Raw genomic sequence first — 13,711 nt, 5'->3', positions numbered from 1 at the left:
GTGAGCGGATTCGTCCTCGACGCCTACGCGGCGCGGAGCTGCCCGGTCAAGACCTTCCACACCTTCGATCCCACGGCGAGCCAGCCCGAGAAGCCCAACGACGAGTCGCTGCGCGAGTCCTTCCAGGGCGGCTCGGACTTCCGCGACGAGGTGCTGAACCGCCTCGCCGCGGACAGTGAGGGCGCCGTGGACCTGCGGTCTCTCCACGGGCAGGGCGCCACGTGGACCGAGCGTGAGGCGGCCTGCCTGCACGCCATGGGCGCGGGGGCGCCGGTCATCATCGGGGGCGTGCTGCCGCTGGATCTGGACGGGCACCGCAGCGGCCGCCCGGACGCCCTGATCAGGGGCGCGGACACGGCCTCGGGCGCGCCCGGCTACTGGCCGCTGAAGGTGAAGCCCTACCGGGTCCGCGAGAAGCAGGTTGGCGCCACGGCGCTCCAGTGGTCGCCCCTGGGTGACATCCGCAGCCGCCAGGTGCTGCCGGACCAGCGCTACCGCGTCTACCGGGAGGGCACGCTGCTCGAGCTGGCGCACCACTGGCGGCTCCTCGAATCCTGCGGATTCGCCTCGTCCGAGCCGCTCGCGGCGGTCGTCGGCGATGACAGGGCCACCGGGGCGGAGCCCACCGCCACCTGGGTGGACCTCACGGCCAAGTTCATCCGCACCTACTCCCGCTCGGCCGGGCACAAGTTCCGCTCGGCGCTGGAGCGCTACGACCATGAGCACCAGTTCCGCGTCTACGTGGCGGAGCAGGCCTCCGAGCGCACGGGAGTGGACGACCCGCCGCCGGTGGTGCGGCCCATCCGGGTCAAGGAGTGCGAGTGGTGCTCCTGGTGGTCGGTCTGCCGCACCCGGATCGACGACGACGACCTCTCGCTGCGGATCTCGAAGGCCCCCCTGGACGTCCGCGAGCTGCAGACCCTGATGAGCCTCGGCATCACCACGGTGGCTCAGCTCGCCGAGGCGGACGTCGAGGACCTCCTGCCCCGCTACCTTCCCCTCACCCAGCACCGCGACCGCCCGGAGCAGCGGCTCCGGCAGGCCGCTCGGCGGGCGCGGATGCTGGCCAACGGCGTGGAGCTGGAGCGGGTGAGCGTCGAGCCCATCGGCGTACCCCGGGCCGCCGTCGAGGTGGATCTGGACATCGAGACCGCAGATGACGGCAGCGTCTACCTGTGGGGGGCGCTGCTCACCGGCGTCGACGGCGCGGGCGAGTCGCGCTACGTGCAGTTCAGCCGGTTCGAGGCGATGGCCGGGCGCACGGAGTTCGAGCTCGCCGAGGAACTCGCCGAGTGGCTCCTCGCGATGGTGGCCAGGCACCCCCGGCTTCGCGTGTTCCACTACAGCGACTACGAGACCGTTCACCTGCACCGCCTGGCGGAGCGTAGCGGCAGCCCGGCGCTGAAGGAGGCGTGCCGGCTGATCCGCACGCATTTCGTGGACCTGTTCAGCTATGTGCGGGACAACTTCGTCGGCGTGGACGGCCTGGGGCTCAAGGTGGTGGCCACGCGGGGCGCGAAGTTCGCGTGGCGCGACGAGGAGCCGGGCGGCCTGGCCTCACAGAGCTGGTTCCGGGAGGCGGTCAGCGGACCCACCGCCGAGGCGCGGGCCTCCGCCCGCGAGCGGGTGCTGCAGTACAACGAGGACGACGTCCGGGCCACCCTCGCGGTCCGGGAGTGGTTGACGGCGCTCGACGCCGCGCCCGGGGTGGGCTCAGCCCCGGCTTAGCCCGGCCACGATCAGCTCGGCGTCACCGGCGAGCGCCTCGGCGAGCTCCCCCTGGGTCCGCACCATCCGCGAGCGCCAACCCAGCGCGCTGCCCACCGCCGCCAGGTCCACTCCCTGGGGGGTGCCGAAGACCCGCTCGAAGCTGTCCGCGTAGGCCGGCGCGCCCTGCTCGAGCCCGTGGAAGATCGACCCACCGCCGTCGTCGGCCACCACGATCCGCAGCCGCGCAGCTGGCTCCTGGGCGGGGCGGACGAGGGCGCCGAGGTCGTGCTGGAGGGTGAGGTCGCCCAGTAGCACGGTGGTGGGGCGCCGCCCAGCGAGCGCGATGCCCGTGGCGGTGGCCACCGTGCCGTCGATCCCCGCCAGCCCACGGTTGGCGAACACCCGCGGTGGTGCCGGGGAGATCGCGGACAGGTCCGCCGCCCGGATGATCGAGCTGGAGCCGAGGACCAGGTCATCACCGGCGCCCAGCGAGGCCAGCACCGCGTCGGCCACGTGGCGCTGGGTGAGGCCCTCCGGCAGCCCAGGCCCGGCGTCGGCGGCCCGCCAGCGCGCAAGCCAGGCGGGATCCTGATCCCCGAGCAGCACCCGGTCCGCGACGACGTCCGCGCGGTGGCCGGGGTCGATCCAGGAGGCCGCCGAGGCCACCACGACCAGCTCCACGTCCGCCCGCGACAGCAGCGCCGTCACCGGCCGCGACAGCGTGGGATGCCCCACCACGATCACCCGCTCGATGTCCGCCCCGACGCCGGCCAGCAGGTCGCGGTAGCCCGCGATGGCGTTGGGGCCGCTCCGGGCGTTCGACGACGGCTCGGCCAGCAGCGGAGCGCCGGAGACCTCGGCGAGGGCCCGCGCCTCCACCCCGACGGCGGGCGTCGCGTCTCCCACCAGCACCACGGTGCGGCGCCCGTCCAGCTCGACGGCGGTGTGGCCGCCCGACCGCGACACCTCCAGCCCCCGGCTGCTCAGCGGCGGCAACTCCCCGAGCAGCGGGGTCGCGAACTCGACGTTGAGCTGCACCGGACCCGGCTGCCGCGACCGTCGCCCCTCCGCCAGCACGACGGCGCGGTGCACCCCCGCCGCCCACGCGTCGGCGTCGCCGGACTCCGACGACAGCCGCACCACGCCCAGCACGGAGGGCCCGAAGGCGCCCACCTGGTCTGCGGTCTGGTTGGCCCCGGTGCCGACGAGGTGCGCGGGGCGGTCCGCCGTGATCAGCACCAGCGGCACGCCTGAGGCGCGGGCCTCCATCGCGGCCGGGGCCAGGTTGGCCACCGCGGTTCCCGACGTGGTGATCACCGCGACCGCCTGGCCGGACTCCTTCGCCAACCCCAGCGCCGTGAAGCCGGCCACGCGCTCGTCGATGCGCACGTGCAGCCGCAGCGCCCCGGCCCTGTCCGCCCGGTCGGCCGCGAGGGCGAGGGCGGCGCTGCGGGACCCTGGTGCCAGCACCACGTCCGTGACGCCCATGCCGAGGAGCGCGTCGATGACCACCGCGCCGAGCTCGATGCTGCTCATCGCCCCTCCTCCACCACGCGGCGGACCCGCTGCCACCGATCCAACCAGACGCGGGTGAGCTCGGGGCCGGCGGCGTGCCGCTCCAGTAGCTCGGGCTCAGGCTCGACGTCGCGCACGCGGATCGTTCCCGCTTTCGGGAGCAGGGGCCTGCCCACCACGTCGCCGTCGAGCAGCCGACCCGTCTCCAGGCCACAGGCGTAGGGCAGCTCGGGCAGGGCGGCGGCCAACGCCACCCCGGCCCGCAGGCCGACGGAGGTCTCCACCGCGCTGGAGACCACCACCGGGAGCCCGATCTCCTCGGCGAGGCGCAGGCAGGCGCGCACCCCGCCGAGCGGCTGCACCTTGAGCACGGCGATGTCGGCCGCCCCCGCGTCGCGCACCCGCAGCGGGTCCGACGCGCGCCGGATCGACTCGTCTGCGGCGATGGGCACGCCCAGGTTCATGGCGCGCAGCCTGGCCAGCTCCTCGACCGTGGTGCACGGCTGCTCGGCGTATTCGAGGCAGTGGACGGCCAGTTCGCGCAGCGCGTCACGGGCCTGGATGAGGCTCCAGCCGCCGTTGGCGTCCACCCGGATCCTGGCCTCAGGGAGGGCCGAGCGCACGGCCGCGACCCGCGCCACGTCGTCGTCGAGCCCCTGGCCCCGCTCGGCGACCTTGATCTTGATGCTGCGGCACCCGGAGGCCACCGCGCGGGCCGCTGCTTCCCCCGGGGCCAGGGCGGGCACGATCCCGTTGACCTCGATGCTGTCTCGCACCGCGCCCGGGTGACCGAGCTCGGCCGCCTCCAGCGCCGCCCTCAGCCAAGCGGCGGCCTCCTCATCGCCATACTCGGGGAAGGGACTCCATTCGGCCCACCCGGCCGGGCCCCGGAACAGGATCCCGCTGCGCCGGCTCAACCCGCGGAACGGCACCCGCAGCGCGACGTCGTAGACGTGGAGCCTCATACCAGGGAGGTTCCCACCAGCAGGCCTGCCGCGATGCCGATCTCGGCCATGCCCGTGGAGGCGATGACGGGGATGAGGTCACGCCCGACGGCGCCGCCGAGGACGAGGCGAAGGGGGGCGATGAGGAGCAGGACGCCCATCAACCCGAGGAGGGCCCACCACGTGGTGAGGGCGGCGAACCCGAGTGTCGCGGCCACCGCCACCGCGGCCAGCACCGTGAAGAAGATCCGGCTGCCCCGGTCCCCCAGCCGCACCGGAAGCGTCATCTTGCCTGACAGCGTGTCGGTGGCGATGTCGCGGAGGTTGTTGGCCACCAGGATGGCGCTGGCCAGCGATCCGACGGCGGTGGCCGCCAGCCAGGCGTGCAGCGGTGCGGAGCCGGCGATGACGTAGCAGGTGCCAAGGGTGGCCACCAGCCCGAAGAACACGAACACCATCACCTCGCCCAGGCCCAGGTAGCCGTAGGGGGTGTCCCCGCCGGTGTAGTACCAGGCGGCCAGGATGGACAGTGCCCCGACGGCCAGCAGCCACCAGTGGCCGGTGAGCGCCACGACGGTGAGGCCGGCGATCCCGGCCACCGCGAAAGCCGCGAACGCGGCCAGCTTCACCGCCCGGGCCGACGCGAGGCCCGAGGCCACCAGCCGTATCGGCCCGACGCGGTCGTCGTCCGTGCCGCGCACCCCGTCGGAGTAGTCGTTGGCGTAGTTGACGCCCACCTGCAGCGCCAGAGCGACCAGGAGGCAGAGGGCGGCGAGCCCCCAGTCCTGGTGGCCGAGCGCCAGCGCGCTGGCGGCCCCGGCGAGGATGGGGGCGAGGGCGGCGGGCAGGGTGCGCGGGCGGGCGCCGGCCACCCAGACGGAGAGAGTCTCGTTCATGACCGGAGCAACTCTAGGAGCTTTTCGCGGTCCGGCTTGCCACCGGCGGTCCGCGGCAGGGCGTCGACGAGCACGAGCTGCCGCGGGAGGGCGGCGGCCGGGAGCGCAGGGCGGAGCCGTTCGCGCCACTGGTCCAGGCCTCCGTGACGGGCGAAGAGCACCAGCCGCACCCCCCATTCGTGGTCGGGGACGGCCAGCACCTCGGTGTCCGCGTCCAGGCCGCGGGCCGTGGCACGGACCTGGGCGAGGTCCACGTTGACGCCGCCGCTGATGACCACGTCGTCGATCCTGCCGTCGATGTGGAGGCGACCATCCACCCAGCGGCCACGGTCGCGGGTGAGGACCGCGCCGTCGCGCAACGCCTCTGAGGTGAGCCCGGGTTCGCCGAGGTAGCCGCTGAACACGGTTGGCCCCGCCACCGACACGCGACCCTCGGGTCCGAGCCGCACGCCGACGCCGGGCAGCGGCACCCCGTCCCACACCACGCCTCCGCAGGTCTCGCTCATTCCGTAGGTCTCGATCACCCGGATCCCCACCGCCTCGGCCCGGGCGCGCAGCTGGGTGCTCAGCGCGGAGCCTCCCACCAGCACGGCGTCGAACCGCGCCAGCGTCGCCGCGAGGGCGGGCGCCTCCAGTGCGCGGTAGAGCTGCGTGGCCACGATCGACACCGCGTTGCGGCCCGCCACGGGCGCCAGGCCCGCGAGTGTCGGGTCCCCGACCCGGACCCCGTCTCCCCTCAGCCCGCGCACCAGGACCATGAGGCCCGCCACGTATCGGGGCGACAGCGTGAGGTGCCAGGTGGCGCGGAATCCCAGCCGCCCGTGGGCCGCATCGGCCGCCGCCGCGAGCGCCTCGCGGGACAGCAGCACGTGTTTGGCCTGCCCGGTGGAGCCGGAGGTGCCGACCACCGCGTGACCGGCCGGCGCCGTGCCTGCCCCGTCCGCGAGCCACAGGCCCTCGCCGTCGTCGAGGAGGTGTCGCACGGCGTCGATCCACTGCTCCATTGCGCCACCCTAGCCACCCCGCGACGCCAGGTAGGATGGCGTGGTGACCCGGGTCCTCTTGATCATTGCGATCGTGATGCTGACCGTGTACTGCGTCGTCGAAGTGGCGCAGGCGCGGGGCTATCGCGTGCGCGCCATGCCGCGCTGGCTGTGGGCGTTCGCCGTCGTCGGGCTCCCTGTCGTCGGCCCCGTGGCCTGGCTGCTGCTCGGACGTCCCGTCACGAAGAAGCGGCCCCTGGACCGTGGCCCCAGCGCCCCGGATGACGACGAGGACTTCCTCCGCGGCCTCCGTTGAGCCTGCCGCTGGCCCCGGCGTATTAGCCTTGAGAGTGACCCGGCGATTGTCGGATGAAGGAGTGAGTCATGCCTGGAGCGGTGGGCGCGGTGTCCGAGTGGCTCCGCGATTGCGCCCGCGAGTTCGTGGCGCGCAGCGACGAGCTCGATGAGCTGGACCGGATCCTCGGGGACGGGGACCACGGAACGAACATGAGGCGCGGCACCGAGTCCGCGCTGACGATCAACTTCGACGAGGCGCCCACCGCTGCGGAGGCGCTCCGGCTGGTGGGCATGACCCTGGTCAGCACCGTCGGCGGCGCCTCGGGGCCCCTGTTCGGCACGTTCTTCCTCCGGGCGGGCGCCGCGTGGCCCCAGCAGGTCACCACCGTGGGCGTTGCCCGCGCGATGCGCGCCGGCCTCGACGGGGTCGTGGTGCGTGGCCGCGCCAAGGTGGGCGACAAGACGATGGTGGACGCGCTGGCCCCCGCCGCGGATGCGTTCGATGACGTGGCCGCCCTGGGTGGAGACCTGCGCGAGGCCCTGACCCTGGCCGCGAGGGCCGCCGAGGCAGGCCGGGACGCCACGAAGGAGATGGTGGCGAAGAAGGGCCGTGCGGCACTGGTTGCCGAGCGCTCCGTCGGCGTCATCGACCCCGGCGCGGTCTCCATGGCCCTGATTCTCACCACGGCGGCCGAGCACGTCCGCTGACCGGTACGGCACTGTGGCACGATCGCTGATGTGACCGACGACGAGGGCTTCACCCCGAGCACCCTCCAGATCCGCGACCTCACCGTCGTGGTCCTGGACTCCCGTCCGGACGCGCAGCCGCTTGAGAAGGCGTTCGTGCTGGTGCACGGGCTGGGGGTGTCGTCGCTGTACTTCCGCGAGCTGGCCCGCCACCTTCGGCCGCATGCCCGCGTCGTCACGGTGGATCTGCCGGGCTTCGGGCGCGCCGCGACCCCGGAGCGAACCCTTCGAATCGCCAGCTTCGCGCTGGTGCTGAACGAGACCATCGAGCGCCTGGGCCTGGCGGACGCCGTCCTGGTGGGGCACTCGATGGGGGTGCAGGTGGTGGTGGAGGCGCTGCGCCGCAGACCCTCGATCGCCACGGCCGCGGTCCTGATCGGCCCGGTGGTCAACGGCGCCGAGCGCCGGGCCCCGACTGTGGTGCGGCGGTTCCTGCAGGCCGCGGCCAAGGAGACCCCTGCGTCGGCCTGGCCCTCCGTGCGGGCCTGGCTCAGCTGCGGCCCGCGCTGGTTCATCGACACCTTTCCCGCGATGCTGGCCTACCCGTTGGAGGAGCGGATCGCCGAGGTCCGCAACGACCTGGCGATCATCGCGGGCGAGCATGACCGGCTGGCGCCGGGGCCCTGGTTGGGGATCCTCCGCGACTTCGCGGGCGGGGTGCGCGTCACCGTCGACATCGTGCCTGGCGCCTCCCACCAGGTGATGGTGACGCATCCGCAGCGGGTGGTGTCGGCCTGCCTCGACATCGCAGGGCTGACGTGATCCGGGTCCGGGCGGCCGCACGTCGGGCACGGGGGGCCGCCATCGACTGGGGCATCGCCGGCGGGGACATGGCCGCCGCGCTGTGGCGACGCGTCAGCCGCTGGAGCCACCAGTCCGGCGGCGCGCCCCACTCCCCCTGCCGCGACATTCCTGTCGTGCTGCTGCCCGGCATCCTGGAGCCGTGGAGCTACCTGGCGCCCCTGGCCCGGTGGCTCGGCCGGCACGGCCACCCCGTCGAGTTCGTGGAGACCCTCGGCTGGAACCTGCACAACCTCGACGCCTCGGCCGAGCGGTGCCTGGCGGTGCTGCGCCAGCGGGGGATCCGCCGCTGCGTGCTGGTTGCCCATTCGAAGGGCGGCCTCATCGGGAAGGCGGTCCTGCTGCGTCAGGGCGACGACGGGGTGGCCCTGGGTCTGGTGGCCGTTGCCACGCCGTTCGGCGGCTCCTCGATCGGGAGGCGGCTGCACGGGCTGGTGGCCCGCTCCCCGCTGGGGCTGTTCTCTCCCGGGAATCCGGTCCTGCGGGGGCTGGCCGACGAGGCGTCGGTCAACGCGCACATCGTGTCTCTGGCGCCTGCCTGGGACCAGGTGATCCCCGAGGGCTCGCGCCTCGTGGGCGCCGTCAACGTCGATCTCGACGTGCCCGGCCACTTCCGCCCGATGCGCGACGAGACGGTGTGGAGGATCATCCACGAGCACGTCCACCGCCTCGCCGACGCCCCCTGACGGACCCGACGGGGGGCTCAGTCGATGTGGATGTCTTCGTAGCTGCGCGGATCCTCGATCGGTTCCAGGTGGCCGATCACCCGTAGCTCGGTGAACTCCGCCTGGATCAGGTCCACGAGGTCTTCCATCGCGTCATGCCCCTGCTGCACGGACCACGCACCGGGCACCAGCATGTGGAACTCCATGAACGCACGCGCCCCTGAGATGCGGGTGCGGAAGGCGTGAAACTTCACCGTCTCCTCCTCGTGGGCGGCGAGGATCTCCCGGAGGCGTGCGTTGGTCTCCTTCGGCAAGGCCTCATCCATCAACCCGGAGGCCGATTCGGAGACCAGGCGCCATCCGGTCCACAGGATGTTGACGCCCACCAGGAGTGCGACGAGCGGGTCCAGCCAGTTCCAGCCCGTGAGCCACACGAGGCCGATGCCGACGACGACGCCGGCGGAGGTGATCACATCGGTCATGAGGTGGTGACCGTCGGCGCGCAGCGTGATCGAGTTGTGCCGGGCGCCCGCGCTGAGCAGGACGACGGCGACGGCGCCGTTGATCAGTGAGGCGCCCACGGTGATGATCAGGCCCAGCCCGATCTCCTCCAGCGGTCGCGGGACGATCAGGCGTTCGATGGCGAACCCGACGATGACCACCGCCGCCACGAAGATCATCACGCCCTCGATGGCCGAGGAGAAGTATTCGGCCTTGGAGTGCCCGAAGTGGTGGTTCTTGTCCGCGGGCCTCGCCGCGACCCTCAACGCGAACAGCGCGACCACCGCCGCCACGAGGTTGACGACGGACTCCGCGGCGTCGGAGAGCAGGCCCACCGATCCGGTGATCAGCCACGCGGCGGTCTTGAGCGCGATGGTGACGAGCGCCGCGGCGATCGACAACCAGGCGAACTTCGTGAGATCGACGCGGGCTTCAGGCATGGGCCAATCCTGACGCCTTCAGGGGCGCTGGATCAAAGCGGACCAGCGGGTCATGGGTCTCATCGGTTCAGCACGTTGCGCAGTTCGCCGTCGCCCCACAGCGCGGCCACGTTGAGTTCGATCAGCAGGTGCGCCTCCTGTGGGCGGCCGCTGGCCACGTGCGGCGTGATGAGCACGTCTGCTTCGTCCCACAGCGGCGACTCGGCGGGCAGCGGCTCGATCGCTGTCACGTCCAGCGCGGCCGCGGCCACCTTCCCGGACCGGACCGCGTCGAGCAGAGCAGCCTCGTCGACGGTGGCCCCGCGGCCTACGTTGACCACCAGCGCCGAGGGCTTCAACTGGGCCAGGCGCCGGGCGTTGAGTGCCGCGTGCGTCGTCTCATGCCGGGGCAGGATCATGATGAGGACGTCGGTGTCGGCCAGCACCTCCGGGAGCGCGTCCTCGTCGAACACGTCGAATCCGTGCCTGGGTCCGGTCGAGCGCGCGATTCCCGTCACCCACGCGCCGAGCGCCCGCAGCAGCGGCGCGAGCCTGGCGGCGATGGACCCGAAGCCCCAGATGGTCACCTTGGCGCCGTCGAGGGAGATGATCCGCCCGTCGTGCGCCCGCTCGAGCATGGCACCGCCCAACTCGCCGTCCCACAGGTGGTCGTGCTGGTTGCGCATCGCCATCGGCAGCATCCGCACCAGCGCCAGGGTCAGTGCCAGCGCATGCTCGGCGACGGGGCCGTCGTGCAGCCCCACCCCGCTGGACAGGATCACCCCGGGCGGGAAGCCCGCCGCCCGCACGTTGTCGGGCCCCGCGGCGAGCCCCTGCACCAGCAGGAGGGAGGTCATCCGCCGCGCGGCGTCGGGCAGGACGTCGTCGCTCTGACCCCACACCACAAGGACCTCGGCATCGACATGCTCCTCGGGGACCGGCCGGTCCCCCGGCACGACGACCACCTCGGCGCCGTCGATGCGCGGGAGGGGACCGGTGTAGGTATCTGGGATCAGGATCTTCATGTGACGTGCACCTCCGTGGGACCGGCCCCAGCATCCCATAGTCGGGTGGGCGGTCAGCCGAAGAACTCGGTAACCTGCAGGGGTGCTGACCATGCAAGACGCCCTGCGCCGCCTGTCCGACTACTGGACCTCGAAGGGCTGCCTCACGTGGCAGCCGTTCAACTCCGAGGTGGGGGCGGGGACGATGAACCCGGCCACCGTGCTGCGTGTCCTCGGCCCCGAGCCGTGGGATGTGGCCTACGTGGAGCCGTCGGTGCGCCCGGACGACTCCCGCTACGGGCAGAACCCCAACCGGCTGCAGATGCACACCCAGTTCCAGGTGATCCTCAAGCCCGAGCCCGGCAATCCCCAGGAGCTGTACCTGGGCTCGCTGGAGGCGCTCGGTATCGACCTGTCCAAGCACGACGTGCGCTTCGTCGAGGACAACTGGCAGCAGCCGGCCATCGGCGCCTGGGGCCTCGGCTGGGAGGTGTGGCTGGACGGCATGGAGATCACTCAGTTCACCTACTTCCAGCAGGTGGGCGGGCAGAACCTGGACCCGATCCCCGTGGAGCTCACCTACGGCGTGGAGCGGATCCTGATGGCGCAGCAGGGGGTCACGCACTTCAAGGACATCGTCTACTCCATCGCCTCCGACGGCCGCCCCGTCACCTACGGCGAGGCCTTCGGCCAGCAGGAATACGAGATGAGCCGCTACTACCTCGACGACGCGGACGTCGAGGCCAACCGTCGCCTGTACGAGACCTACGTGGGCGAGGCCACCCGGATGGTCGAGGCCCGGCTCCCGGTGCCCGCCCACGGCTACATCCTCAAGTCCAGCCACGCCTTCAACGTGCTGGACGCGCGCGGCGCCATCTCCACGACCGAGCGCGCCAAGGCGTTCGCGACGATGCGCCGCCTCATGCGCGACACCGCGGCCCTGTGGATCGAGCGCCGCGAGGAGCTGGGCTTCCCGCTGATGCGCGAGGCCGCTGTCGACGAGTCGGCGCCGGCGCCCGAGGTGGACCGTGCGGCACTCGGCACGGAGCCTCAGACGTTGGCGTTCGAGATCGGCGTGGAGGAACTGCCCCCGCACGTCGTCCCGCAGACCGTGGACGCGGTGCGTGAGGCGCTCACCGCGAAGCTGGCGGCCACCCGGCTCGCGCACGGCGCGATCACCGTCGAGGGCACGCCGCGCCGCATCGTCGCGGTGGTGGAGGCCGTGGGGGCGCAGGAGCCGGACGCCGAGCAGCTGCGCAAGGGGCCGAAATGGGCCGCTGCGTTCGACGCCGACGGGAACCCGACCAAGGCGCTGCAGGGCTTCATGCGGGGCCAGGGCGTCGAGGCTTCGCAGGTGGTGCGCGCCGAGATCGGCGGCCAGGAACACGCCGCGGTGTCTGTGACTGTCGCGGGGAGGCACGTGCTGGATGTCGCGGGCGAGGCGCTGACAGACATCGTCTCCGGCCTGCGCGCCGAGAAGAACATGCGCTGGAGCGATGCCTCGCTGTCGTTCTCCCGGGCCATCCGCTGGATGGTGGCGCTGTGGGGCGATGCGGTCGTGCCCGCCACGGTCTCCGGGCTGACCGCCGGGCGGACCACCTACCTGCAGCGCGCTGTCTCCGGCGAGGAGACAGGCACCCGCTCTGACGGCGCACGCGTCGGCTGGGTGGAGGTGGCCTCCGCCTCCGAGCTGCTGCCGACCATAGCCTCGGGCGCGATCACGCTGTCCACCGCCGAGAGGCGGGCCTCCGTCGTTGAGCAGGCCGTCGCCCTGGCGGCCGGTGTCGGCGGCACCGTGGACGTGGAGGCCGAGGCTTCTGTGATCGACGAGATCACCAACCTGGTCGAGGACCCCCGCGGTGTGCTGGGCCACTTCGACGAGCGCTACCTGGAGCTGCCGGAGCGGATCCTCACCGCCGTGATGCGCAAGCACCAGCGCTACCTGCCGGTCTTCCGCAACGGCGCGCTCGCACCGCACTTCGTCACCATGGCCAACGGGCTGTGCGACGACGACGTGGTCCGGGCGGGCAACGAGTCGGTCATCCGGGCGCGCTACGAGGACGCGCTGTTCTTCTGGAACGCGGACCTGGAGGCGGCCGACGTCGACGGCTTCGTGCCCGGACTGGACAAGCTGACGTTCGAGGAGCGGCTCGGCTCGGTGGGTACCCGTGCCCGTCGGATCGCGGACGTGGCCGAGAAGCTCGCGGACCGCGTCGGCCTGGCCGGCGAGGCCCGCACGACGCTCACCCGCGCCGGGAAGCTGGCAAAGTTCGACCTGGCCACTCAGATGGTGGTGGAGATGAGCTCGCTGGCAGGCTTCATCGCCCGCGAGTACGCCGTCCGCAAGGGCGAGACCCCGGCCGTGGCGGATGCGCTCTACGAGATGGAGCAGCCGCACACCTCCGCGGACCCGGTGCCCGCCTCTACCCCGGGCGCGCTGCTGGCGCTGGCGGACCGCTTCGACCTGCTGGCCGCGATGTTCGCGCTCGGGGCCAAGCCGACGGGCTCGTCGGACCCGTTCGGGCTGCGCCGGGCCGCGCTGGGCGTGGTGCGGATCCTGCGCGAGTCGGTTGGCACGCCGCTGGAGACGCTGACGGTGCGGGCCGGGCTGGAGGCCGCCGTCGGGCGGTTGGCTGAGCAGGGCATCGAGGTGGCCGAGGATGCCGTCGACGCGGCGCTGGAGTTCACCGTCGGGCGCTTCGCGCAGCTGCTGCGCGACGAGGGCACCTCGGCCGATCTGGTCGCGGCCATCCTGCCCGCGGCCGACGCGCCCGGGCGTGCCGTACGGCTCCTCCGCGAGCTGGACGCCGCCCAGGCGAACCCCCGCCTCCGGGCCCTGGTGGCCACGCTGGTGCGGGTGTCGCGGATTCTCCCGGCCGGCACGGAGGCGGGCTACGACGCGGCACTGCTGACCGAACCGGCCGAGCTAGAGCTGCGGACGGCGGTGGAAGCGGTCGCGGCCGGCACAGCGGACGCGTCAATCCCCGCGCTGCTGGACCGCATGGGCGACGTAGTGACCGCGGCTGACCGGTTCTTCACCGACATCCTGGTCAACGCGGAGGACCAGGCCGTGCGAGTGTCGCGGCAGGGGCTGCTTGCCTCCATTCTGGCGCTCGCACCGGCTGGGATCGACTGGAAAGCTTTGGACATCGCACTCGGGTGAGATTGCCCGAAGCCCTGGGTGGTTTCGACGCGGGCGCGCGTCGCTCGCGTTCCTTGCGGCCCGGCT

12 protein-coding genes are annotated in these 13,711 nt (G+C 72.6%); 6 read left to right on the top strand and 6 right to left on the bottom strand.

The window, feature by feature from the left end:
* On the top strand, positions 1 to 1,728 hold the full coding sequence (locus ACZK39_RS13075; protein ID WP_459056333.1) for a TM0106 family RecB-like putative nuclease: 1,728 nt from the start codon (positions 1 to 3) through the stop codon (positions 1,726 to 1,728).
* Here ACZK39_RS13075 and menD read toward each other — a convergent pair.
* From menD to ACZK39_RS13055, 4 genes are read right to left on the bottom strand one after another with little or no spacing between them, the layout of a single operon-like run.
* Complete coding sequence (gene menD, locus ACZK39_RS13070; protein WP_463613560.1) at positions 1,714 to 3,246, bottom strand: 2-succinyl-5-enolpyruvyl-6-hydroxy-3-cyclohexene-1-carboxylic-acid synthase; 1,533 nt, start codon at positions 3,244 to 3,246, stop codon at positions 1,714 to 1,716. The two genes, ACZK39_RS13075 and menD, sit on opposite strands and share 15 nt — an antisense overlap.
* Positions 3,243 to 4,190 carry an o-succinylbenzoate synthase gene (locus tag ACZK39_RS13065; RefSeq protein WP_182782310.1) on the bottom strand — a complete coding sequence of 316 codons (948 nt, stop codon included), beginning with the start codon at positions 4,188 to 4,190 and terminating at the stop codon, positions 3,243 to 3,245. Before ACZK39_RS13065 ends, menD begins: the two co-directional genes overlap by 4 nt.
* Positions 4,187 to 5,065: a 1,4-dihydroxy-2-naphthoate polyprenyltransferase gene (locus ACZK39_RS13060; RefSeq protein ID WP_463613559.1), complete on the bottom strand. Its 879-nt coding sequence runs from the start codon at positions 5,063 to 5,065 to the stop codon at positions 4,187 to 4,189. Before ACZK39_RS13060 ends, ACZK39_RS13065 begins: the two co-directional genes overlap by 4 nt.
* The gene (locus ACZK39_RS13055; protein WP_463613558.1) at positions 5,062 to 6,069 is read right to left on the bottom strand and encodes an AMP-binding protein; all 1,008 of its coding nucleotides are present in this window, start codon (positions 6,067 to 6,069) and stop codon (positions 5,062 to 5,064) included. The genes ACZK39_RS13060 and ACZK39_RS13055 overlap by 4 nt, the downstream gene beginning before the upstream one ends.
* Positions 6,070 to 6,112: 43 nt before the next feature.
* Between ACZK39_RS13055 and ACZK39_RS13050 the strand changes: the two genes are divergently transcribed.
* From ACZK39_RS13050 to ACZK39_RS13035, 4 genes are all read left to right on the top strand, one after another.
* Complete coding sequence (locus ACZK39_RS13050; protein ID WP_182782307.1) at positions 6,113 to 6,364, top strand: PLDc N-terminal domain-containing protein; 252 nt, start codon at positions 6,113 to 6,115, stop codon at positions 6,362 to 6,364.
* Positions 6,365 to 6,432: 68 nt separating this feature from the next.
* Positions 6,433 to 7,053 (top strand): dihydroxyacetone kinase subunit DhaL, encoded by a 621-nt coding sequence (gene dhaL / locus ACZK39_RS13045; protein ID WP_463613557.1) that lies wholly within the window; start codon positions 6,433 to 6,435, stop codon positions 7,051 to 7,053.
* 30 nt (positions 7,054 to 7,083) lie between these two features.
* Positions 7,084 to 7,854 (top strand): alpha/beta fold hydrolase, encoded by a 771-nt coding sequence (locus ACZK39_RS13040; RefSeq protein ID WP_463613556.1) that lies wholly within the window; start codon positions 7,084 to 7,086, stop codon positions 7,852 to 7,854.
* Positions 7,851 to 8,579, top strand: coding sequence for an esterase/lipase family protein (locus ACZK39_RS13035; protein ID WP_182782304.1), 729 nt, complete (start codon positions 7,851 to 7,853; stop codon positions 8,577 to 8,579). Before ACZK39_RS13040 ends, ACZK39_RS13035 begins: the two co-directional genes overlap by 4 nt.
* A 17-nt stretch (positions 8,580 to 8,596) precedes the next feature.
* On the opposite strand, the gene ACZK39_RS13030 is transcribed toward ACZK39_RS13035, so the two are convergent.
* Positions 8,597 to 9,499, bottom strand: coding sequence for a cation diffusion facilitator family transporter (locus tag ACZK39_RS13030; protein WP_182782303.1), 903 nt, complete (start codon positions 9,497 to 9,499; stop codon positions 8,597 to 8,599).
* A gap of 59 nt (positions 9,500 to 9,558) precedes the next feature.
* Positions 9,559 to 10,503 (bottom strand): NAD(P)-dependent oxidoreductase, encoded by a 945-nt coding sequence (locus ACZK39_RS13025; protein ID WP_463613555.1) that lies wholly within the window; start codon positions 10,501 to 10,503, stop codon positions 9,559 to 9,561.
* A gap of 91 nt (positions 10,504 to 10,594) precedes the next feature.
* Here ACZK39_RS13025 and ACZK39_RS13020 point away from each other — a divergent pair, with 91 nt between their 5' ends.
* The gene (locus tag ACZK39_RS13020; RefSeq protein WP_463613576.1) at positions 10,595 to 13,645 is read left to right on the top strand and encodes a glycine--tRNA ligase; all 3,051 of its coding nucleotides are present in this window, start codon (positions 10,595 to 10,597) and stop codon (positions 13,643 to 13,645) included.
* The last annotated feature ends 66 nt before the right edge of the window (positions 13,646 to 13,711 follow it).

The organism is Tessaracoccus luoxuelianae (assembly GCF_055326245.1).
This window is presented reverse-complemented; position numbering and strand designations above follow the sequence as displayed.